The 22,071-nt window shown below is 56.3% G+C and carries 13 protein-coding genes and 1 pseudogene; 11 read left to right on the top strand and 3 right to left on the bottom strand.

Annotation, left to right across the window (positions count from 1 at the left end; all coding sequences use genetic code 11):
- The first annotated feature begins 8 nt into the window (after positions 1–8).
- From nodC to NLM27_RS25420, 11 genes are all read left to right on the top strand, one after another.
- Positions 9–1,367, top strand: coding sequence for a chitooligosaccharide synthase NodC (nodC, locus tag NLM27_RS25470; protein WP_254145942.1), 1,359 nt, complete (start codon positions 9–11; stop codon positions 1,365–1,367).
- Between the two features lie 32 nt (positions 1,368–1,399).
- Positions 1,400–2,011 carry a nodulation methyltransferase NodS gene (nodS, locus tag NLM27_RS25465; RefSeq protein ID WP_254145941.1) on the top strand — a complete coding sequence of 204 codons (612 nt, stop codon included), beginning with the start codon at positions 1,400–1,402 and terminating at the stop codon, positions 2,009–2,011.
- A gap of 26 nt (positions 2,012–2,037) precedes the next feature.
- Positions 2,038–3,747, top strand: a complete 1,710-nt coding sequence (gene nodU, locus NLM27_RS25460) for a nodulation protein NodU (RefSeq protein ID WP_254145940.1) — start codon at positions 2,038–2,040, stop codon at positions 3,745–3,747.
- Between the two features lie 7 nt (positions 3,748–3,754).
- Complete coding sequence (gene nodI / locus NLM27_RS25455) at positions 3,755–4,669, top strand: nodulation factor ABC transporter ATP-binding protein NodI (RefSeq protein WP_254145939.1); 915 nt, start codon at positions 3,755–3,757, stop codon at positions 4,667–4,669.
- 3 nt (positions 4,670–4,672) lie between these two features.
- Positions 4,673–5,461: an ABC transporter permease gene (locus NLM27_RS25450; RefSeq protein ID WP_254145938.1), complete on the top strand. Its 789-nt coding sequence runs from the start codon at positions 4,673–4,675 to the stop codon at positions 5,459–5,461.
- 304 nt (positions 5,462–5,765) lie between these two features.
- Positions 5,766–7,841, top strand: coding sequence for a carbamoyltransferase (locus tag NLM27_RS25445; RefSeq protein WP_254145937.1), 2,076 nt, complete (start codon positions 5,766–5,768; stop codon positions 7,839–7,841).
- A gap of 139 nt (positions 7,842–7,980) precedes the next feature.
- The gene (locus NLM27_RS25440; RefSeq protein WP_375142271.1) at positions 7,981–9,096 is read left to right on the top strand and encodes a nodulation protein NodZ; all 1,116 of its coding nucleotides are present in this window, start codon (positions 7,981–7,983) and stop codon (positions 9,094–9,096) included.
- A 2,552-nt stretch (positions 9,097–11,648) separates the two neighbouring features.
- Positions 11,649–11,831 (top strand): hypothetical protein, encoded by a 183-nt coding sequence (locus NLM27_RS25435; protein WP_254145936.1) that lies wholly within the window; start codon positions 11,649–11,651, stop codon positions 11,829–11,831.
- Between the two features lie 1,957 nt (positions 11,832–13,788).
- Positions 13,789–15,378, top strand: coding sequence for a hypothetical protein (locus NLM27_RS25430; RefSeq protein WP_254145935.1), 1,590 nt, complete (start codon positions 13,789–13,791; stop codon positions 15,376–15,378).
- A 7-nt stretch (positions 15,379–15,385) separates the two neighbouring features.
- Positions 15,386–16,066 (top strand): HAD family hydrolase, encoded by a 681-nt coding sequence (locus NLM27_RS25425; RefSeq protein WP_254145934.1) that lies wholly within the window; start codon positions 15,386–15,388, stop codon positions 16,064–16,066.
- On the top strand, positions 16,066–16,989 hold the full coding sequence (locus NLM27_RS25420; RefSeq protein WP_254145933.1) for an NAD(P)-dependent oxidoreductase: 924 nt from the start codon (positions 16,066–16,068) through the stop codon (positions 16,987–16,989). The genes NLM27_RS25425 and NLM27_RS25420 overlap by 1 nt, the downstream gene beginning before the upstream one ends.
- A gap of 609 nt (positions 16,990–17,598) precedes the next feature.
- Here the strand turns inward: NLM27_RS25420 and NLM27_RS25415 are convergent.
- From NLM27_RS25415 to NLM27_RS25405, 3 genes and pseudogenes are all read right to left on the bottom strand, one after another.
- Positions 17,599–18,435: pseudogene (locus tag NLM27_RS25415) on the bottom strand (electron transfer flavoprotein subunit beta/FixA family protein); the annotation flags it as partial.
- 655 nt (positions 18,436–19,090) lie between these two features.
- Complete coding sequence (gene nifA, locus NLM27_RS25410) at positions 19,091–20,914, bottom strand: nif-specific transcriptional activator NifA (protein ID WP_254145932.1); 1,824 nt, start codon at positions 20,912–20,914, stop codon at positions 19,091–19,093.
- A gap of 176 nt (positions 20,915–21,090) precedes the next feature.
- Entirely contained in the window at positions 21,091–21,870 is a 780-nt protein-coding gene (locus NLM27_RS25405) for an SDR family oxidoreductase (RefSeq protein WP_254148918.1), read from the bottom strand.
- Positions 21,871–22,071: the final 201 nt, after the last annotated feature.

Here is a 22,071-nt window from a genome sequence, read left to right as displayed (position 1 = left end):
TGGCTCCTATGGATTTGCTTGCGACCACCAGCACCGTCGCCGTCTCGTGTTATGCGCTGCTCTCGACTGTCTACAAGAGCTTACAGGCGCTCTATGCTACACCGCCGAATGCGCCGACGCCATCGGGCGAGCCGACCTACACTGCTGCCACTCTTCCGAGCGTGGATGTCATCGTCCCGTGTTTCAACGAGGATCCGGACACGCTCGCGGCTTGTCTACAATCCATCTCTACCCAGGACTACAGTGGTGAATTGCGGGTCTATGTGATCGATGACGGTTCGGCAAATCGTGCCCTTCTGGAGCCCGTTCACACCATCTTCGCGACCGACGCTCGGTTTAGCTTCATTCTGCTCGGCAAGAACGTTGGGAAGCGCAAGGCGCAGATAGCCGCAATACGGCGCTCAACCGGAGATCTGGTGCTCAACGTCGACTCCGACACGATGCTCGCCGCCGGCGTGGTCACAAAGCTCGCGCTGAAGATGCAGAATCCGGAAGTCGGGGCGGCCATGGGGCAACTGACTGCCAGCAACCGAAACGACACCTGGCTGACCAGATTGATCGATATGGAATATTGGTTGGCTTGCAATGAAGAACGCGCGGCACAGGCGCGCTTCGGCGCCGTCATGTGTTGCTGCGGCCCGTGCGCCATGTATCGCAGGTCTGCACTTCTGTTGCTGCTAGATCAATACGAATCGCAGTTCTTTCGCGGTAAGCCGAGTGACTTCGGTGAGGATCGTCATCTTACGATGCTCATGCTGAAGGCAGGCTTTCGAACCGAGTACGTCCCGGACGCCATTGCGGCAACAGTGGTCCCGGACAAGATGGGCCCTTATTTGCGTCAACAATTGCGTTGGGCGCGCAGCACCTTCCGCGACACCTTCGTCGGCCTGCGCCTGCTGCGAGACCTTGATAGCTATCTGACGCTCGACGTAGTTGGACAGAATATCGGTCCCTTGCTTCTCGCCCTGTCGTCCATAATGGCGTTCGCTCAGCTCGCTATAACGGGCACAGTGCCGTGGTGGACGATCGTGACGATCGCATCAATGACCATCATTCGCTGCGGTGTTGCAGCGTTTCGTGCTCGCCAACTGCGATTCATCGGCTTTTCGTTGCACACACCAATCAACATTGCTCTTTTGCTGCCCTTGAAAGCTTATGCACTGTGTACGTTGAGCAATAGCGATTGGCTATCGCGCAAGGTCGCGAGCGTACCGGCTGCAGAAGAGGAACAGGCTGCTGTCAAGAACCCGAGCGTTCGGCGGAGCGCTGCAGAAGGTGCGCACTTTGCTCCGGCGGTTCGCGCTGCCGATCTTTCGCGCAGGGCCGGGAGGCTGGCCGCGACCGACAGCGCATGCGGCGGCGAGTGAGCGGATACATCAAATAGAGGCTGCGTACAGCAATGCCGGACAAGAAGTACGAGTTGTTAGAGCGCGAGTTGGCCGCCGGGGACCCGTGGCGCCTTGACAGTAATCCGTTCGAACAGGAGCGATACGCCAAGATGCTCCGAATGTCACGTTCCAAAGAGGCCATTCGGAATGCGCTCGAAGTGGGATGCGCGGCCGGCACGTTCACGGAAAGGCTCGCCCCCCATTGCCAACGCCTCATGGTGGTCGATGTCATGCGGCGGGCGATAAATCGGGCCCACCAACGGACGAATGGGGCGTCGCACATCACCTGGATCGTCGCGGACATTCAACGGTTTTGGACCGCGGAGCCGTTCGATCTGATCGTGGTGACGGAAGTTCTCTACTACCTCGCGGATATGGCCGAACTGCGTGCGGCGATCCGGAACCTCATCGACATGCTAGCGCCAGACGGGCGCCTGGTTTTCGGATCGGCGCTTGATGAGACATGCAGGCGCTGGGGACACCCTGCCGGTGCTGAGACAGCCATCGACATCTTGAAAGAGGCGTTGACCGAGGTCGAACGCATGCAATGCCGGGCGGACTCGGGTGACGAAGAGTGCCTCCTCGTTCTCTTCCGAAAACCGGTTCAATCGTCAGGAAATTGAATTTCCGCCATAGGCAAGGAGAAAGTATGCGCATCTGCGGTATCAAGCTAACCCATGACGGTTCGATCGCTGTTGTCGATGACGGGCGACTTGTTTTCTGCACCGAGCAGGAGAAGCGCGGCAATAATCCCCGGTACCAAGCCATCGACAATCTCGATGCAATCGTCGCCGCGCTGGCGGAGCATGGTCTGGATCCTCAGGATATTGATCAGTTTGTTATTGATGGTTGGGACGGAGAGGTCGAGTCGCATTTCCAGGTTCTGAGCGGGATGGTACCTATCGTTCTCAAAGGCGCCCCGTATGTTGAACGCCGTGCCGAGGGTCTTCTCGATGCCGTTGAGGGCTTTGGCCTGATTCTCGGCAGTAAGGCGTTCTCGTATCGCAGCTATCCGCACGTCACGGGACACGTCGCATCGGCATACTGCACCAGCCCCTTCGCCCACGCCGGGCAACCCGCGTTATGCCTGGTATGGGACGGCTCCATCTTTCCACGATTGTACTATGTTGAACGCCAAAGCGTGCGGTTCATTGAATGCTTATTTCCAATGGTCGGTCACGCTTATGCTGCCGCCGGCCACCATTTCGGACCTTATCGGCAGGCCAACCGTACCAGTTGGGACCTGGGCGTGGCCGGCAAGCTGATGGCCTACATCGCGCTCGGATCTGTTGATGAAGACATCGTTGCAGTGTTTCAGGAGGTCTATGAAAGGCGCTTCGCAGCAGATACGGAGCAGGCTCGCCGTTATCGCGCCGATATCTATAATGCGGACTCGTCGCTTCGCGCTTTGCACGACTTCTTTGACGCGAGCGCGATGCGACTGAACTCCAAGCGGCCGGAAGACGTGCTCGCATCGTTTCATGTGTTTCTGGAGCGACTCCTCGTCAAGGAAATCGCATTGGTGCTGCTGCGGCATTCCTCGCTTCCGGGAGCGCGGAACCTATGTGTAGCCGGCGGTTGCGGCCTCAATATCAAATGGAACAGCGCACTACGCGCGTCTGGTTTGTTCGACCATGTATGGGTGCCGCCCTTTCCGAACGACAGCGGATCCGCGATTGGTGCCGCTTGCTCCGCCATCGCGGCGGAGAAAGGATTCGTTCCGCTTGAGTGGTCCATCTACAGCGGTCCGCCCCTGCAAGATAGCGAGATCCCGAAAGAATGGTGGGCCGAACCATGCAGTTTGCGCGAGCTTGCGGCGATTCTCGCCAGCAACAAGCCCGTCATCTTTCTGGCCGGACGGGCTGAGCTCGGTCCGCGTGCGTTGGGCGGCAGGAGTATTCTTGCAGCCGCGACGTCGCCAGAGATGAAGGATCTTCTCAACGACATCAAACGCCGCGAGCACTTCCGACCGGTGGCACCGATATGCTTGGAAGATCGAGCGCCGACCATTTTCAGCCCTGGAACGCCCGATCCTTACATGCTCTTCGATCACCAGACACGGGAGGAATGGCGAGACAAAATACCGGCTGTTGTCCATCTGGACGGCTCTGCGCGATTGCAGACAATCCCCAGAACGTCTCAGCACAAGGTCGCCGAGCTCCTGGTCGAGTATGAACGGATCACGGGAATTCCACTGCTGTGCAATACAAGCGCCAACCACCACGGACGCGGGTTCTTCCCGGATGCCGCTGCAGCGTGCCATTGGGCGCGCGTTGACCATGTATGGTGCGACGGCCTGCTCTGGACCAAAACGGCCGTAAAGGAGCCATCGTCGGCCGAACAACTTCTTCCAGCCTAGTATAGACATGTCCACCGCAGCAATCGACCTTGCCGGCATAAGAAAGTCGTTTGGTGGCAAGCTTGTTGTCAACGAGCTGTCGTTCACCGTGGCTCGTGGAGAGTGCTTCGGCTTGCTGGGGCCGAACGGCGCCGGCAAGAGCACAACCGCGCGTATGATTCTCGGCATGATGTCGCCCGATGCAGGAGAGATAAGGGTACTTGGTGAGCCTGTGCCGACTCGAGCTCGCTGGGCACGTAAGCGCCTCGGCGTGGTCCCGCAGTTCGATAATCTCGAACTCGAGTTTACCGTCCGAGAGAACCTGCTGGTTTTCGGCCGATACTTCGGAATGGGCGCGCGCAAGATCGAGAGTATGATCCCGTCACTGCTTGATTTCGCTCGCCTCGAGAGCAAGGCGGGCACCCGCGTCTCCGAACTGTCGGGCGGGATGAAGCGGCGGCTGACTCTGGCGCGTGCCCTCATCAACGATCCCGATCTCCTGGTCATGGACGAGCCGACCACTGGCCTCGATCCGCACGCGCGGCACTTGATCTGGGAGCGCCTGCGATTGCTGCTGGCGCGCGGAAAAACGATTCTTTTGACCACGCACTTCATGGAAGAGGCGGAGCGGTTATGCGATCGGCTGTGCGTGCTTGAGAATGGAATCAAGATCGCCGAAGGCAAGCCTCACGCGCTGATCGAAGAGCAGATTGGCTGTAACGTAATCGAGATCTACGGGGGCAATCCTCAGGAGCTGTGTGCTTTGATCAGGCCCTTTGCGCGGCACCTGGAAATAAGCGGCGAGACTGTATTTTGTTATACGCCCGAACCAGAGCAGGTCCTCATGCAATTGCGCGGGCGCGCCGCCCTTCGCCTTATGCAGCGCCCTCCAAATCTCGAGGACGTCTTTTTGCGACTGACCGGGCGCGAAATGGAGAAATGAGCGATGGGTGAGGGTTATGCAGCGACCATGCCCGTCAATGCGTACAACTGGATCGCGGTGTGGCTTCGCAATTTCTTGGCGTGGAGGAAAATTGCGCTTGCATCGATTCTCGGCAATCTCGCCGATCCGATAACCAATATGTTTGGCCTCGGGTTCGGTCTCGGGATCATCGTCGGGCGCGTTGACGGTACTTCATACATCTCGTTTGTGGCGGCCGGCATGGTCGCAACGAGCGCCATGACGGCTGCGACCTTTGAAACCATGTACGCGGCTTTTGCCCGCATGGAAACAAAGCGCACCTGGGAAGCAATCCTGTCCACACAGCTCACGTTGGGAGATATCATCCTAGGTGAATTGGTCTGGGCAGCCAGCAAGGCTGTTTTGGCCGGGACGGCGATCGGGGTTGTCGCCGCCGTGCTGGGCTATGCGCCATGGACGTCCATTCTCTATGCGATGCCAATAATTGCTCTGACTGGCCTCGCTTTCGCCAGCCTGGCAATGGTCGTCATATCGCTTGCGCCCACGTATGACTATTTCGTGTTTTACCAAATGCTTGTTGTCACACCCATGGTGTTTCTATGCGGCGCAGTCTTCCCGGTGAGCCAAATGCCGAGCTCATTTCAGCATTTGGCGGCCTTGTTGCCGCTGGCTCATTCGGTCGACCTCATCCGTCCAACGATGCTCGGCCGCCCGACGCTCGACATCGGCGTACATATAGGTGCGCTCTGCATTTACGCGGTATTGCCGTTTTTTGTGTCGACGGCACTGTTTCGTCGACGTCTGATGCGTTGACGCATCATTACGAACAACAAGAGACAAATGATGCAATACCCGAAGGTAACGGCTCGACACGAGGGGGCATCCGGCGATCGGTTCGAGGCGGTCCTCGGCAGGACCAAGTCAGGCAACAGTAGCGCGGCGCAATTCGAGTTATCGCGTTTAAGTGCCAACACCACTTTAGCTGATCGCATGTCATCGATCCAGACCGACCTCAAATAATCTCAATTGAATATCCGACCCGCGCTCTCAGGAAGGAGCAAAAGTATGGCTTCGAATGGCACTTGGGTCGTCCTGTCATGACGAAATGGAGAACGAAATGCTGTGTCTAGGATTGAGCGGTGGGCTGGATAAGGTCTATGAAAATCCACTGGAGCTGCCTAAGACGTTTCTGCACGACGGCGCTGCGGTGCTTGTCCGGGACGGGCGCGTCATAGCAGCCGTCGAGGAGGAACGCCTCAATCGGATCAAGCACTCCAACAAGTTCCCAAGCAGCGCGATCCGATACTGCCTTGCAACTGCCGGAGTGCAGCTCCACGACATCGATCGGATCGCGTTCTACGCTACCGAGGGCTATTGCAATACCATGCTGGAGCGGCTGCTCGTGTCTCAGCCGAATGTCTCCATTCCATTGGATGCCAGACTGTTGCTGAGGACGTTGCTGGCGCAGGAGTTCGGCGCTGAGGTCGAAGAATCTCGGCTCTCGTTCGTGCACCACCATCATGCGCACGCCGCGAGCGCATTTGCGATGTCAGGCTTCGAGCAAAGTCTGATTTTTGCCGTCGATGGCGGTGGCGATTTTCTCTCGGGGGTATTGGCTGTAGGGTCGGGCACGGAAATGGCGGAACTCGCAAGTTTCCCGGAGCGTAACTCTTTAGGGCTATTTTATCTCGAGGCCATCCGATATCTCGGATATGATTTGTTCGACGAGTATAAGATTATGGGACTTGCTCCCTACGGAGACCCTGCACCCTTTCGCGAGCTCTTCGAACAGTTCTACGAACTCTTGGACAATGGTGACTATCGTGTTCACCTAGATCGAATCGGGCCGACGTTGCTCCGCAGCATCCAGGTTCGAACAAAGGGAATGCCATTCACACAGCAGCATCGAGATGTGAGTGCTTCCTTGCAGGAAGCGCTAGAGCGGATCGTGTTTCACATCCTGCGGCACTATCGGAAGACGACTGGAATGAAGCGTTTGTGCCTGGCTGGAGGGGTAGCCCACAACTGCACCGTGAATGGTAAGCTGCTCTACTCCGGATTGTTCGAAGACATATTCGTCCAACCTGCTGCGCATGACGCCGGCTGCGCATTAGGCGCGGCTTTAATGGTGTCCGGCGATTTGGGCATGCCGGCCCCAGTTGAGCGACTTCAAGATGTCTATTGGGGCCCCGACATCGGAAGCGAGCGAGCCGTAGAGCGCGAGCTGAGTGCATGGGCGGGGCACCTCGACGTTGAACGTCATGATGACATAGCAGCGAGTGCAGCCGGTTGGATGGCTGATGGTGCTGTGATCGGCTGGGTCCAGGGGCGTTCCGAGTTCGGGCCACGTGCGCTTGGCAATCGCAGCATTCTTGCTGATCCTCGACCGGCTTCAAACAAGGGCCGGATCAACGCGATGGTAAAAAAGCGCGAGGGCTATCGGCCGTTCGCGCCGTCAGTGCTGGAGGAGGACGCGAACGAATTTTTCGAGCTCCCAGAAGGCAAACGCGAATTCCCATTCATGAATTTCGTGGTTCGCGTGCGCGATTCCAAACGTAGTGTGCTCGGCGCAATCACGCATGTCGATGGTACTGCTCGGCTGCAGACCGTGTCGCGCAAATCAAACCCGGTTTACTGGGAGGTGATCAGTGCCTTCAAAGAGCGGACAGGCATTCCGGTGCTGCTCAATACGTCGTTCAACAACAATGCCGAGCCGATCGTGGATTCCGTTTCTGACGCGATCACCACATTCTTGACGACCGATCTGGATGGACTTGTGGTTGGGCCGTTCCTCGTCAAAAAGCGGACTACAGGGCTGGACGACTGGACCGCGCTCACCGTTTCATTACCCGCTTATGCGTCTCTTCATCGAGTCCGCGCCTTTACTGCAGAAGATCGTCAGGAGACTGCATGCGAGATCCGCAGGGGACATTCGAACCGTGACGGCGTGCGTATTTCGCATGGCTTGTTCGATCTTCTGATGCAGATCGAGGGAGAGACGGTGCTTGGAGCGCTTCTCAATACGATTACTCTAGACCGATCCAAACACGAAGCTCTTGTGAACGAATTGTTGGGATTGTGGGAGCAGCGTTGTGTTCGGCTGCATCCGCCTCGCGCTACCCGCACGGCCAATGGTGGCAGTGCAGGGCACCCCGCAGCAGAACCGGAAAACGTCAATATAGACTTTGTCTAGAGTCCCGCCGGCGGGCGCGGCAAAGGAGAGACGGCGCAACGATCAGGATGCCAGCCGCACTGACACAAGTGTTGGGTTGGCAACTTCCTGATCCGGCGCGTGAATGTCCGGAGGTTCATGCGTCCAGGCGCACGGAGCTATGAAGCTCTTTCACCGCGAGCTTCCGCAGATCCGGATCCTCAGTTTGCCATCGGGCGGCACCTTAGATCGGCGTTCTGTAGTAAGTTCTCCTATCCAACCTCTTACTGAGACAGGCAACGCAAAAATGCTCGTCAGTGACTCGATGAATGATCGGTTCGTGGTTTCTCGACGACGAACCGGATTCGGTGACTGCTTATGGTCGTTGGCATCAGCTTGGCATTACGCAAAGCGGACCGGGCGGACGTTGGCGATCGATTGGCGTGGCTCATGTTATATCGATCAACCATTCACTAACGCCTTTCCAGTGTTCTTCGAGCCAATTCAAGCGATCGACGGAGTACCAGTCATTTGCGATGACCAGATCAATCAGGTATCATTTCCAGGGCCGTTCTTCCCACGCTGGTGGAATAGGGCGCCGATAGATTGCGTTTATCGGCCAGATGAACAGATTTTCCAAGAGCGTGACGAACTGGATCGACTCTTCCAAAGCCCGGAAGATGTTGACGCTAACACTGTGGTGTGCGACGCCTGCTTAATGTGGCGCTGCGATCCGGATGCCGAACGGCAGATATTTCGGACGATCAGACCCCAACCCGAAATTCGGGCTCGAATTGATGCCATTTACCAGGAGCACTTTCAGGGACACAGCATAATCGGAGTGCATGTTCGTCACGGCAACGGCGAAGATATCATGGGACATAAGCCCTATTGGGCGGATCCAGAATTGGCGTTTCGGCAGGTATGTACTGCCATCCATAAGGCGAAAGCGATACCGCATAGAAGCCCGATAAAGGTGTTCTTGTGTACGGACAGCGCGCTGATTGTCGAAAAGCTATCTGGAGTATTCCCCGATCTCTTCGTTATCCCAAAGCATTTCCAAGCACCTCATGCTGGACCTTTACACAATGGAGAACTTGGCGCCGAAGGCGGGTTTTCTGCTCTGATTGAGATGTATCTCCTCGGCCGATGCGATACCGTCATTCGGTTTCCACCGACGAGCGCTTTCACGCGCTATGCTCGCCTCGTCGCGCCACGGGTTATGGAGTTCGATTTGAATAACCCATCGCGGTTGATTTTGATTGAAGGGTCGTCTGAACGGCTCGTGACGTCATGAACGCCCAGAGAGCTGCTCAATCTCATCGAAACATCATCTGCTATTAGCTACGGGGATTAACGGCATCCATTCAGATGCCAGTCCGCTGGCGACTGCAAGACGTCGAACGTCTCTGAGGCACACAAGAGTGGAAACGGCGGGGGACGTCGTTTGCGATTGAAGTGGCTTCGAGAGGCTGCGTTGGGCGTGGTGATCACGTGGTCGATGAGTGTTGCGCCTGGATGGGTGCGCAACTCAATGTAGAAGTTAAGACATATTCACACATCGAACCGAAGGGCTTGAATCGCACGTAGCGTTAGATTGTACGATCGTCGCAATTGGTGCCTACAGCGGTTCTGAGACGTCCTCAAAGTCGTCGCTTTGGTTGAGCGGTTTTCTGCCCAGAGCTCTCGGCGAATGAGGAGAAGCTAACACGTGCATCAGTGTAGGAAGAACGAATGCCATGAGACAATCGTTGCTCGAATGCAACACTGCCTATCGCAGATCACATGTTAATGCTCCGCAGCCCCGGAGAGTCTGCAACAACGGGCTGATTGCAGCGCTTCTATACAATGCGCTGCTCTGGGCTGGAATATGGTGGACAGTCGCGATGCTCTTTCACTGAATTGCACTCGTCAAAGCATGCATCCCTGCATGTTCGTGAAGCTGTCAACGTGGCAGCCGGAGGCCGTCGAGGCGTCGCCCTTCCGCATGCCGGGGCTTCATTCCTTTTTCTGCAGCGGTGCCGTAGGCCAAAGATGCCCTGTAGAGGTTCAGACATCTTCACACATCGAACTACGAAAGGGCTTGAAGCGCACGTTACGTTAGATTGTACGATCCTCCTCGAAAGTGGTGCCTCACCGACACTGAAAACTCCTAAAAAATTGGGCGCTTTTCACCTACAGCTCTACGCGAGTGAGGCGAAGCCAACAGGGGTGTGTCAGTGTAGGAAGGCGCAAACTCGGACGACGACATTTCGCTACGCCAGTTGTGATTGTCGTCTAATGGAGCCTTTGTTTCACATGTACAAGACAGGCGCTTGCCTCCGCCATTAACGGCTTCGAACGTTTCAGCCTTCTTCTCTGGGCTACAAGCTGGATCACGCCTGCGTAGGATCACCAATTACCGCCAACGTACTCTTGAAGGGGATATCGTGACTCGCACCCAAACAATGCACTGGTATTTGCTATCCAAGACGATCTGCTATGCAACCGTCTTTACTGTCAGCGTTGCAGCCGCATCTCTATGCCCCGAACTGGCTGCTGCGGGAGATCAACCGCCGACCGACGCGGAAAAGGACGCTTGCATAAATGACGTGTTTCGCCTGTGTAGCAACCACATCCCGGATCCCGCTGCGATTACAGCGTGTCTCAGAGCCAGGCAGGCGAGCTTGAGTCATCAATGTCGCTACGTGATCTCCGCTCGCGATGGTGCCAGAGCAAAACCAAACTCGAAGTGAGATATGGCGAACCGCCATGCACGCCCAATTGGCTCCCATATGGTGCCTCTCGTAACCCGAGGTGCACGACCGCCGTCCTGCGGATCTCACATGCAAGCACGGACGAGTGTAGCAATAGAGAGCCAGCCGAACCAACCCCGCTCGCAGACCAATCTGTTTCAGATGCGTGCCTCTCGGTACAGTCCCGATCGCCAAGGCGCGTGAGATGGCCGCCTGCATCATCAAGGCATTGCGCAAGCGGTGTATTCGTCTGTTTGTTTGCCATCAGTCATCCGCGAGCCCTGGCCGTCTGTGTGGCCGACAGCTTCTAGACTATGATCTACCTGCGTGTGGGTTGGCACACTCCGGCAGTTGGCCTCAATGAACAAAGGGCTTTATCGATCATCGATGACAACACTCCTCAACAGAGGGCATGCAACCCGTCACGGCGAGCACAGTGAAGCTATCGGCGCCGTGCGGCATGTAGCGGAAGTGGGAGTGGCCGATTGGAGGAAACTGTACGCACGCACTGCAGTCAAAACCGCTGAATTGAGTCGAGCAGAGACATCTTCTTGGCATGAGAATGCCATGGAGGCCTTGAATCTGACGTAGCGTCAGGTTGTAAGATCGCAAAGTGAAGCTGGCGCCGCGCAGACATCACGACTAACAGGGGCCGAGCGGATAGCGGTGAATCTACTGATAGCCCTCCAATCGATCATTGGCAAAGCTGCCACTGAGGTCAAGCTGACGCGCGAGGAACCCGCGACAGCCTTCGACAGTATAGCGTCGGCCCGGGCGCCCTCCAGATGGTGGGATTATCGATGACGATGCGCGTGCGTGGCGAAACCGTCGAAGAAGTCGTTGGCGCGGTCTGCGCGATGTGGGGGTCGTCTCAGTGAGCCACCCGATCTCGTTGACATCGTTGGCACAAGCGCGAGACGCGTGCGGCTCGCTCAACGTTTCGGCATGCCTCCTCCATCGGAGCCGGGGCTGGCGTGCCTGTGGCCAAACAAGGTGGCCGCGGTTTCCTCAGGACCGGGCGCCGCGGGAGTCTTGGCGCCCGAGATGGTCGGCAAAAGGATGGCCGAAGCTTAGGCTCTCAACATACTTTTCGCTCCGCGTCGAGGAATAGGCCATGACTACGTCACGAATGGAAGAAGCACTCGCGTCGGTGGCAAAAATAGAAAACATCATTCGGAAATTTCGGGTGGTGATCGACACAGACAGCTCGATCCCTCCAGATCTGCGGGATACGCTTCACGCAACGCTCGATAAGCATCTTCTCGCTGCGAAAAGGCGGGCGCTCAACCATTTATGATGGGGATGTCTGATCGCGGCTGAGACGCCAAGTATTCAATCTTGTTGAGGAGGCCGCCGGGTGAATGGTTGTCTTCGATCGACATGAACCGCTGCTGCTTTCACCTTGGGAGAAGCCCTGCCTTCAATCGCCAATATTCCAGGTGGATCGCATTGATTTCCGCTCCTGAGTTCAGCATCCGGAAATTTTGGGTCTTTGTAAGTCCTTATCCATGTCATGCCAGCTTCATGTCTGATTTTGCGTCCACCTCCTGAACATCGAGACGTTCGCGAGGTGAGCGGGACGATTTCAGCAACAGATAGCTGAGCGCTGCGTCCGCGCATGAGCGCCTCCCATTGCCAGAGCATGCTCCTGGCCGCGACCTGTTCTGCTCAGGAGGGCACGTCCCCCTGTCGCTGAATCTTCAATTGATTGTCGTGATAGCCAGTCACCCTCAAACTTCCTCCTTCTGCGCGTAGCTTTGCGGCGGCAAGCTCACTTCGGGCAGCTCGCCACCTTATTCTGAGAGGCGACTGACAGACTGATGCGCGCTCCTGTCGCCCCGTGGCGTGACGATCGGCAGTCTCGTGATTGCAAATCCTGGGTTCCTCTCTAGTGAGCACGAGACTGCGCTTGACGAGGTGTCTCGCCAGAAGGAATGTGGATTCATACGGATACAGCCGCCGTTCCGTTCCGCTGAAACGCGTTTGAAGGGCAACCGTGAGTACCTCACGCCAGTTAGTTGAAAAACGGCACGTCGTGGCAATCGTGCCGGCTTGATCGAAGCTCAGAAGCCGAATGCCGGTCAAACGGGCTGCAGGCTGAGCATGACGACACCCGGCATCGTCTGGTTGGATATAATCGGGTAGAGGCGGTGAAGCCGACATTTTTCGGTAGGCGCGGCACTCAACTAGCAGCCGAACCCCAGGGCGCCTTCCTGGAAATCCACGCGCCCTCATTGCACAACCTTCCGGCGGGCTCCATGCTCGTGATGGCAACCTTGTCTGTCATTGATTGGAACGACTCACCTTTTGCGAAACTTGCGCAATATTCATAAGACCGCATCTGCGCAGGTTTCCCTAGCGATGGTGATGATCGATCCGTTCGTTTGCTCGCGAGATTGTGTCGACGCACTGAACGATGCTGGCATATCTGGCGTCATAAACGTCCCACCAGCGGCAATCGTCGAATGCTGGATAGCCGCATGAGGCCAGACAGGAGCTCGAGCATGGTCGTATGTGGAATGGTTGGGCAGCCTGGGCGTAAGGACAGTGTTCGCGGCTACATGCACTTGTGAGACGACGGCCGTGGAGAGCCGCCTGGAGTCCTGTTCCGGCAGAATTCCATATTTGCCGCCAGAAGCCCTGACCGCGATGGTCGGCTCCGACATGGAGTCGGTGCACATCAGTGGCCGCCACGGATTGTCGGTGCCGAAGCCGACGCTCTCGATCTAGCTGTAGTGTGATCTGTTATACCTGCTTTCCTTCGCCAAGGCCTCGAGTGCCCGTAGTCTTCGGCCGCCGTCAATTTCGTTTTCGCCCACTAGCGCTCCGACAACGGACCGCCGGGAGTTGACGTCGCGCTCAGCATTGGCCTCTCTATTTCCGCGTAAAGACGTCCTCAAGGCTGTTCTTCCGTTCTTGGCTCGCACCGGCCGCAAATAGCACAGCAGTTATGTTAGCGCTTGCAGCGCTCCAGGCTGGACGTCACGGGCGTAACGTATCAAAACCTGCCCATCGCGACGAAAATCCTGCGACCACACACCGTCGCCCGAGCTCGCTAGTCCAGATAAGCATAACGCGCCATAAGGGCCTTGGTACGAGCCTTGCTTGTTGAGGTGCAAGACGATGCGTTTCGCGCCGGCCGAGCGGCTTACCTCCGCTCGGTGTCTAGTTCGACACATGGATGTCTGCGACCAAACAGCGGTGAAATCAATAAGACCCGACGCATGCATCACTCATAGTCTAGGAGACAAAGTATGTCCGGTGTTGCAGGCGCGTTTGTGTTGCCTTCAAGCCGCTCAAAAAAGACCGCTTATGATCAACTCAAGCACATGGTGCCGAAGCTAGAGAACCGAGGGCAGGCCGGGTTCGGCGTTGCCGCGTTTATGCATGAAGGAGGCTTTCAATATACGAAGTCATGTCGGCCGCCAGGCAAACTGGCAAGGATTGGTCATGATGAGCAGGATGCGCGTTTCAGAGCGAATGTAGCGATTGCACACGTTCGTACGCCATCTTTTACAGTAAAGAGCTACGCTGACTTGCAGCCGCTTGACAATCACAAGGCCGGATTGCGCCATTTGGCGGTTTGTTTGAACGGGGCGTTGGTCAACGCTGATGAACTAAGGGAAGAGCTGCGCACCGAAGGTCATCCGTTCAGCAGCAAGTTGGATGCGGAGGTCTTGCTCAGGCTGACCGATCGCATTTGCCAGAGAGATTACTGGCAGCACGCTTTGCCTGTTGACTACGAGAAAGTCTTTCAAGAAATCGACCGCCTCGTTGACGGTGCTGTCAGCGCACTCATGCTGGACGGCCTCGGAAATCTCACCGCCTTCCGCAATCGCAGTGGTTTGCGACCTTTGGAATTTATGCAAACCGAGGACGGCTTTCTACTTTTTGCCTCGGAGAACAGTGCGTTTTATGGACTAAAAGGCCAAATCGACGAAATCCGACCAAGTCACATTAAGCATGTGAACGGCAGAACGGGTGATTGCCTTGACCGCTTTGTGGGCCGCGATCGCCATAGTCCCAAGCTTTGCGCCTACGAAACGCTCTATTTGGCAAACGCAAGAACGATGGTACGTGGACAATCTAATCTGACAACCCGTCGTAATATAGGCTTGAACTTGGGGCGCGTTCTCTGGCCGCAATTGCCAGTCGAAACAAGCTCCGCGCCGATAATCGTAGCGTCCATGCCGCGTACCGGGGCGCCATATGCTGACGGCTTATTTTCATCTCTGCTCAAACAGAAGGCTGTCCTGGTCGAACGAGATGAAGTCGTCGCGATAGGCTGTCATCAGCGGACGCTTATCGGTGTGCTTGGTGAGCGCAAATCACTTATTTCGCAAAAGTACCGTCTCAACGGAAGGAACGTGCGAAATAGAAACATCATCGTAGCCGACGAAGCTCTCATTCGTGGCGATACAAGCCGGGCAATCACGAAAATGCTCCTTGGCGCCGGTGCCAAAGCTGTGCATTGGGCAATCGGTTCGCCGCCAATCGTTGCGCCGAATTACTACGGTATGGGTATAGAGACCATAGATGAGTTAGCGTTCTGGCGCATCTGGAAAACTCTACCAACCGAAATGCGGCAGGAAAGCTTGCGCTTTCATAGGATCGCGCCGCAAACCCTAGAGGTGATTCAGCGCAAAATAGCTCTATCGATCAACGCTGCCACTGTCACGTATCTGCCCTTTCAAACTTTCCTTACATTGCTGCCGCAGGGACATGATGGAATCGATCTATCTGCGTTTACGTTCGAGATGCCGACTCCTGCTGGGCAAAAGCGCGCAAACGAAAACTTGAGCAGGTTCATTTCTGATCAGCTCGAAAAGAAGTCTAGTGAATGAGGCCACGATGAAACCTGCTCTTGTATTCGATTGGAATGGAACACTCCTCGACGACTCCGACGCATTGCTGCAAACCGCGAACATCATACTTGGCCGCCTCGGCCGCGCTGCTATCGATGTAAAGACGTTTCGCGACAGCTTCGACGTCCCACTTTCCGCGTTCTTTCGTAACCTAGGAATGTCGGACAGGGATATCGAGACTGTCGACCGAGATGATTGTGCTATGTTTCACGACACCTATGAACCCTTGGCGGACAAGGCCGTTATGCGCGGTGGCGCGCGATGCATTTTGGAAACAGCACGAGAACAGGGCGTTTCTAGCATTATCGTCAGTAACCATATCCTCGATCCCCTTCGCAACCAATTACGAAGACATGGCATCGATGATTGCATCACGGAAGTGCTGGCATTTGAAAGCCGCGCTACTCAATTCAAGAGCATGAGCAAAGGGGAGCGGCTTCGTCGATATATGCAGGCATACAATCTGAACCCAAGCTCAACTGTCATCGTCGGGGACATGCCTGTCGAAACGGATATTGCACGCGATCTTGGCTTGATCAGCATAGCCATTACCGGCGGATGTGTGTCCGCGTCACGTTTGCAAGCGGCGCAACCAGATTATCTCATTGAGGACCATCATACACTAATGACCATTTTGCAGGACCGCGGTCTTTTTGAAGCCTCATAATGGCGTATGGTATGACTCGTTTATCAGCAGCAACGCCAGGGACGGCACGACAAAGAATTGGCTTGATCGGCGCAGGACGCATGGGAACGGGGATGGGAATCAGCCTTTTGCGTCATGGCGCCGAGCTGCATATCAAAGCCAACAAAAGCCGTGTTGGCGCGGAACGCCTGATTGGCATGGGTGCCTACGAGCACACCGCAATTTCCGAATTGGCTCGGCATGTAAGTGCCGTCGTTTTATCCCTGCCCTCAAGCTGCGAGGTTGAGGCAGTCTGCCTTGGGCAACATGGGCTATTTGCACATTTGGCTCGACAGAGCTTGATACTTGACTGCACAACATCCTATCCCGCTTCAACACTTGCTTTGGCAGAGCAGGCTCTAAAGCGTGACTTACACTTCGTTGATGCTCCCGTAACACGAAGCCCCGAACAAGCAGAGGAAGGACATCTCAACGCCATCGTTGGGTCGAGTGAAAACACCTTTGCCGCCGCTGCTCGTGTTCTTACCGCATTTTGCGAGAACATTGTCCATGTGGGTGATGTTGGGCAAGGCCATAAGCTCAAGCTTGTCTACAATAGCATGACGATGGGCATTGCGGCAGTGGCTGCCGAAGCTTGCCAGTTTGCCGAAGCCATTGATGTTGACCTTGCAACCTTACGCTGTTTGGTCAGTCGCGGTGCCACCAACAGCGGGATATTTCAAAATTTCGCAGCCTTTTTGTTGGGCGAAAAGCGGAATGCTTTGGCGATATCGATTGCAAATGCCAGGAAGGATATCGACTGCGGCGTGCGATTGGCAAACGAGACGGCGTTGAGGGTCCCGGTTCTGACTGCCGCCGCGCAAAAGCTCCACACTTCTGTTGCAGAAGGCAAAGGTGAATTGACGTTGCCCCATCTCGCGCTATCCGAAGAACATAGATCTTAGCCCAATGGCCCGAAAGGGCCTTGATTTAACTGTGCCGTCCATGTCTTCCCGCCGCCTGCGAAACTGCGGATGGCGGTACCATCACCGTCTTTTCTGCACTACCGGTTCGGCGCTCGGGCTCGCAGATTGCACATGGCAACATCATTGGACCTTGCGGTCACTCGAGTGCCACCGCGATATCGGGACATGGAGTTGCGCTCGATGATCACGAAGCGCCCCGGGAATTGGCTTTGTCGGTGCGAATTCCAAATTGACCTGAGACTTGACTACGTGGTTCAATCGATGATGCTTTAGGAAAACATCGATCTTTCTCTGGATAGGCCTTCCGCTGTCGTTCATAGCGCCACGGTCCGCCCGGCGGGGATTTCGTGTAACACGGGCTCGGACAATGCGTCTTCCCCCGCTTTGACCGACAAATTGGCGTCTTCTTACCGGCGACCGTCGATGTACATCGACAGCCTAACGTCATGTCGCTACTCAGGAGCGCTGACGGCCCGAGGGCGTTTACGTCGTGCTTGCACTGGCATCGCCTGCTTGGGCTGCGGCCCGCGTTCGACCTGAAATGCGGGTGCTGTGGCCGCCCAGTTCATCGCAGAACGCTCTAGATTCCTCGCGGATCAGTGCGGCAAGGTCCGCTTCGAGCTTGGGTTGATGCTCGAAAATCGCCTCGATCAAGGCTTGCGCCGGCTGCTCGGGAGCCTCCACCAGCGTCGCTCTCCCCGTGCGCCCCGGGGGAGCGAACACCCGCTTGACAACTGTCGGTGAGCCTTTGAGACCGCATTTGGAGAGATCCTCGACGCCGGCGTCCTGCGCGTTCCATTTCAAGATTGGCGCGCGGGCGGCCCGCAGCGCATCCGCCATGCCGCCGCGGCGAATCTCGTTGGTGGCCTCGAGCATGGTAACAAGACACGGCAGTCTAGTGAGCAGAACCTGGACGCCGCCTTCAGCCCGCCGTTCCGCTTTAAGCGTGCGCGCGGTAAGGTCTAGCGCTCTAATCTTTGCGACGTAGGTCAGTTGCAGAATGCCAAGCCGCTTTGCGATGCCCGGTCCCACCTGCGCTGTGTCACCGTCGATGGTTTGCTTGCCGGTAAAGATGAGATCTGGCGGCCCATATTCCTCGGCGACTTTTCGGATCGCGGCTGCCAACGCATAGGTTGTTGCCAGTGTATCGGAGCCTGCGAAGTAGCGGTCGGTGAGCAAAACGGCTCGGTCGGCTCCAAATGTAAGCGCCTTACGTAAGGAGTCTTCGGCCGACATTGGTCCCATTGTAAGCACTGTTATCTCGCCGCCAAACTTGTCGCGCAGCTCCAGCGCTGCCTCGAGCGCGAAGAGATCGTATGGATTGATGATCGTCGGCACGCCCTGACGCATGATGGTGTTGGTCACCGGATGCACACGAATCTGTGCGGAGTCAGGAACCTGTTTGATGCAGACGACGATGTGCATATTCTTCTCCATGTGGTGCAACGGTTGGCAAAGCTATCAGCAAGTGTCGTACCATGGCGTCAGCGTTCTAAAGGCACCCGACCGGTACAAGGGCTGGGTACGGCGTTGGTGATGCTATCCTGACGTTTGGCAGGCGACAGAACTCCGACATTGTCGTGGGTGTGACAGCGCGCTAGAGTTGTCGTTGATCTGATCCTGAGAGCGGCATGGTATAGACCAGATACGCTTTTCTTGGGTTGCCGGCTGCGGATCGAATTTTCTGCAGCGAGGATAGCAAAGTCCATGCTCCTGCTACCGGCCGATTTACATTAGATCTCGTTCGCAGCATCGAAAACAAATCGATCTCTCTTAGGGCAGCTATTGTCTCTCTCTTGCGGCAGCAGGTCTGTGATTGACCGCGGTAAGTTAAGGCAATGTACTGTCGTCGATCATGATGACAGTGAAGCCGGCGGACTGCATTGCAGTCGATCGTATTCAGGTTCGGCGGAAGCCCAATGTCTGGCGTCTGTTCTTGCAAAGTTTTGCCGGTCCGCTTCCCGGTGAGTGCCAGCTTGGCCAGGCCATAGACATAGTTCGAGGCGCATCCGCGATTAGCTACGCCGACGCCGGTGACACGCATCGGCGTCCTGCTGTTCTGATTCTTAGCGATACTGCTTTAGAAGCGCTTGATCTCGATCCCGTATTTTCTCAGTGCGTACCCGATTTGACGCGGCGTCAATCCAAGCAGGCGCGCCGCCTTTGCCTGTACCCAGCCGGACCTTTCCATTGCCGCAATGACGCGCTCGCGATCGGCAATCCTCGGGCCACCTGCGAGAGCTGCGCCGGCAGGTGTGAGCGGAGCCAGCGCGCCGCCGTAGGGCGGCACCGGATCGGCAGCGTCAGTCGCCTCTGTGGAGGGATTAACAGGCAGCGGTACATCCAGCCCCCGCAGAAGTCCTGTCTCGTGCGGCTTGCTCTTCCATAGCTTCGAGGAAAGGCACTGACCTTGCCAGCACGCAAAATCACTTTTGACGATTGACGGTCCGGGCGCCAACGTTGCCGTCCGTTGGACACAGTTTTCAAGCTCGCGCACATTGCCGGGAAATTCACAGTTCATCAGGGTCTCAACCGCACTCGGATCGAAAGCCAACGAACGGCCATTTTCGCTGTTGAAACTTCTAAGAAACTGAGTAGCCAGCAGCGCAATATCATCCCGCCTTTCGCGCAAGGGCGGAAGCAGCAAGGGAACCACGCTAATGCGGTAGTACAGGTCGGCGCGGAACTCATTTCGTGCCACAGCGTCTTCAAGGTTCTTGTTCGTCGCGGCAATTACACGAACGTCGACCTTGATTGTTTGGTTGCTACCAACACGCTCGAACTCCTGTTCTTGCAAGACGCGCAGCAACTTCGCCTGAAACGAGGGCGATATTTCTCCGATTTCATCGAGAAAGAGAGTTCCTTTGTCAGCCAGTTCGAAGCGCCCCTTGCGCGAGCTGAAGGCGCCGGTGAAGGCACCCTTCTCATGACCGAACAACTCCGATTCCAGAACCGTCTCGGAGAGCGCAGCGCAATTCAGCTTTATAAAGGGCCTCTTTGCGCGTGATGACAGCTCGTGAATGGCTTTTGCAACCAGCTCCTTGCCGGTGCCTGATTCGCCGCGCAGCAACACTGAGCTGTTCGATTTGGAGACCACAGCGATCTTCTCCAACATGGCGCGCAATGGCGGGCTATCACCAATGATCCCCGGGATCCGAACTGTCTTCCGCTCCCTCGCAGGCTGCTTGAGCTCGACTGATTGCTTTTCCTGCGTGTCCTTCTCAGCCATCCGCCGGTTGCGGTCAAACGTCAACAGGCGATGCAGCTTGATGGTCTGGCCAATCAGATTGGCGATCATGGTCAGAAGCCGCACGTCATGATCGAGTCGAACACTCGACCTGTGGTCGACGACGCGATCGATAGTTAGCGTGCCAGCGACTTTCGCATCAATGCGAATGGGAACGCCGATGAACGACACTACGACATCATTCGACGCGCCGAGCATATCCATTTCCGCGGCAGTAAAGGCGGGCTCAATTGCTACATTTTCGGCAATGAGCGGGCTGTCCGTCGCCACGATCTGGTCAATTGCCTTGAGCGGTAGACGCATCCGGTAACGCTCGTCACTGCCCTCGCTCCAGCCGGGGCCGACGGTAATGTCCGGCATTCCATCATCGTCGAAGAGCGAGACGATGCCGTGTCGCATGTGCACAAACGATTGCAGAAGGTCGACGACGTTCGCCAATGTGACCTCTAGGTCGCATGGGGACGTAATTACTTTCGTAATTTCAAGGATGCCGGTCAGCGCACTCTCGCGCAACGGCTCTATGAACACCCGTGGGGCCGCCTCCGATTCCGAGTGAAGTCTTTCGCGTGCGGAAACAACATGCAGCATAAGGAGGTCTTCCTTGTCAAGATCGCCCTCCCTGGCACCTTGTTCGGTTTTACGAGATTCGTGTTGCATGTCGTCTCGCTCTAAGCGCCATATTGACGAGATGACATAGAAGAATAGCAGGTTTTCATTGCATAACGGCGCTTACGGCACCGTTTCTTGTTCTTGTGGCGGAGTTACCCGGGCCCTGACGCGAGTGAGACAGGAGTCAGGTTGATAGGGCCCCAACTGCGGATTGTCATAACCAACTATAGATGTTGGCCTCCGTTGATCGGCACCTCGGTGCCCGTGACATAACTCGCAGCATCCGAGCATAGGAAGAAGAGAACCTTCGCGACCTCTTCGGTGTTGCCCAACCGGCTCAATGGGATGCTCGGCAAGAGACGCGCTTCCGTTTCTGGTGACAACATGTCCGTCTTGATTTCTCCCGGCGCGATTGCGTTCACGCGTATTCCATGCGGAGCGTAATCATGCGCCATTTCACGTGTCAGACAGGCGAGCGCCGCCTTCGAAGTCGCGTAGGCACTGCCAGCAAACGGGTGCACCCTCGAGCCTGCGATTGAGGTCACATTGACAATTGATCCTGATGCGGCTTTTAGCTCGTCAAAAAACCCCTGCGCAAGCAGGATCGGAGCCACCATGTTAAGGTGAAACACCTTCATCCAGGTTTCGAGTGACGTCGTCAACGACGTCAACCGCGCGCCATTCTGCCCTTTTGGCGAAACGCCGGCATTGTTGATTAATGCGTGTAAGGGTCCACCTGCGAGGCGCTTCTTCACCTCGGCAATTGCACGCGGCAGCATGCGATGGTTACTGAGATCCACCTGGATATGGTCGCCCGGTCGTGAGTCCCATGGGCACCGCTCGTCATCAAATGGCTGGCGCGCGCAAGATATGATGCGCCAGCCAGCTTCCGAAAACAGCTTTGCGGTAGCGTGACCAATGCCACGCGTCGCCCCAGTCAGCAACAGCGTCCTCCGTTCTCCCCGCTGGGAACCGGCTTCAACGCCTGAAAGCGGGATGTCCACGTCCGACGCCGCATCGCCATTTAGTAGATCAAGACTCAACCGCGCCTCCTATCCTCTCGCCTCGCCCGAGAAACCGTTGCAGGATTTGGGCCACACCAACGAAGCGGGCGGTCCAAGTGGGGTGAGCGATCCAGCGGCAGGTCCGGAGACAGTTTCGCAGCTTTCAAACATTGCGCGTATGCTTTCTGACAACAACGCATG

This window comes from Bradyrhizobium sp. CCGB12 (assembly GCF_024199845.1).
Taxonomy (GTDB): Bacteria; Pseudomonadota; Alphaproteobacteria; order Rhizobiales; family Xanthobacteraceae; genus Bradyrhizobium.
This window is presented reverse-complemented; position numbering and strand designations above follow the sequence as displayed.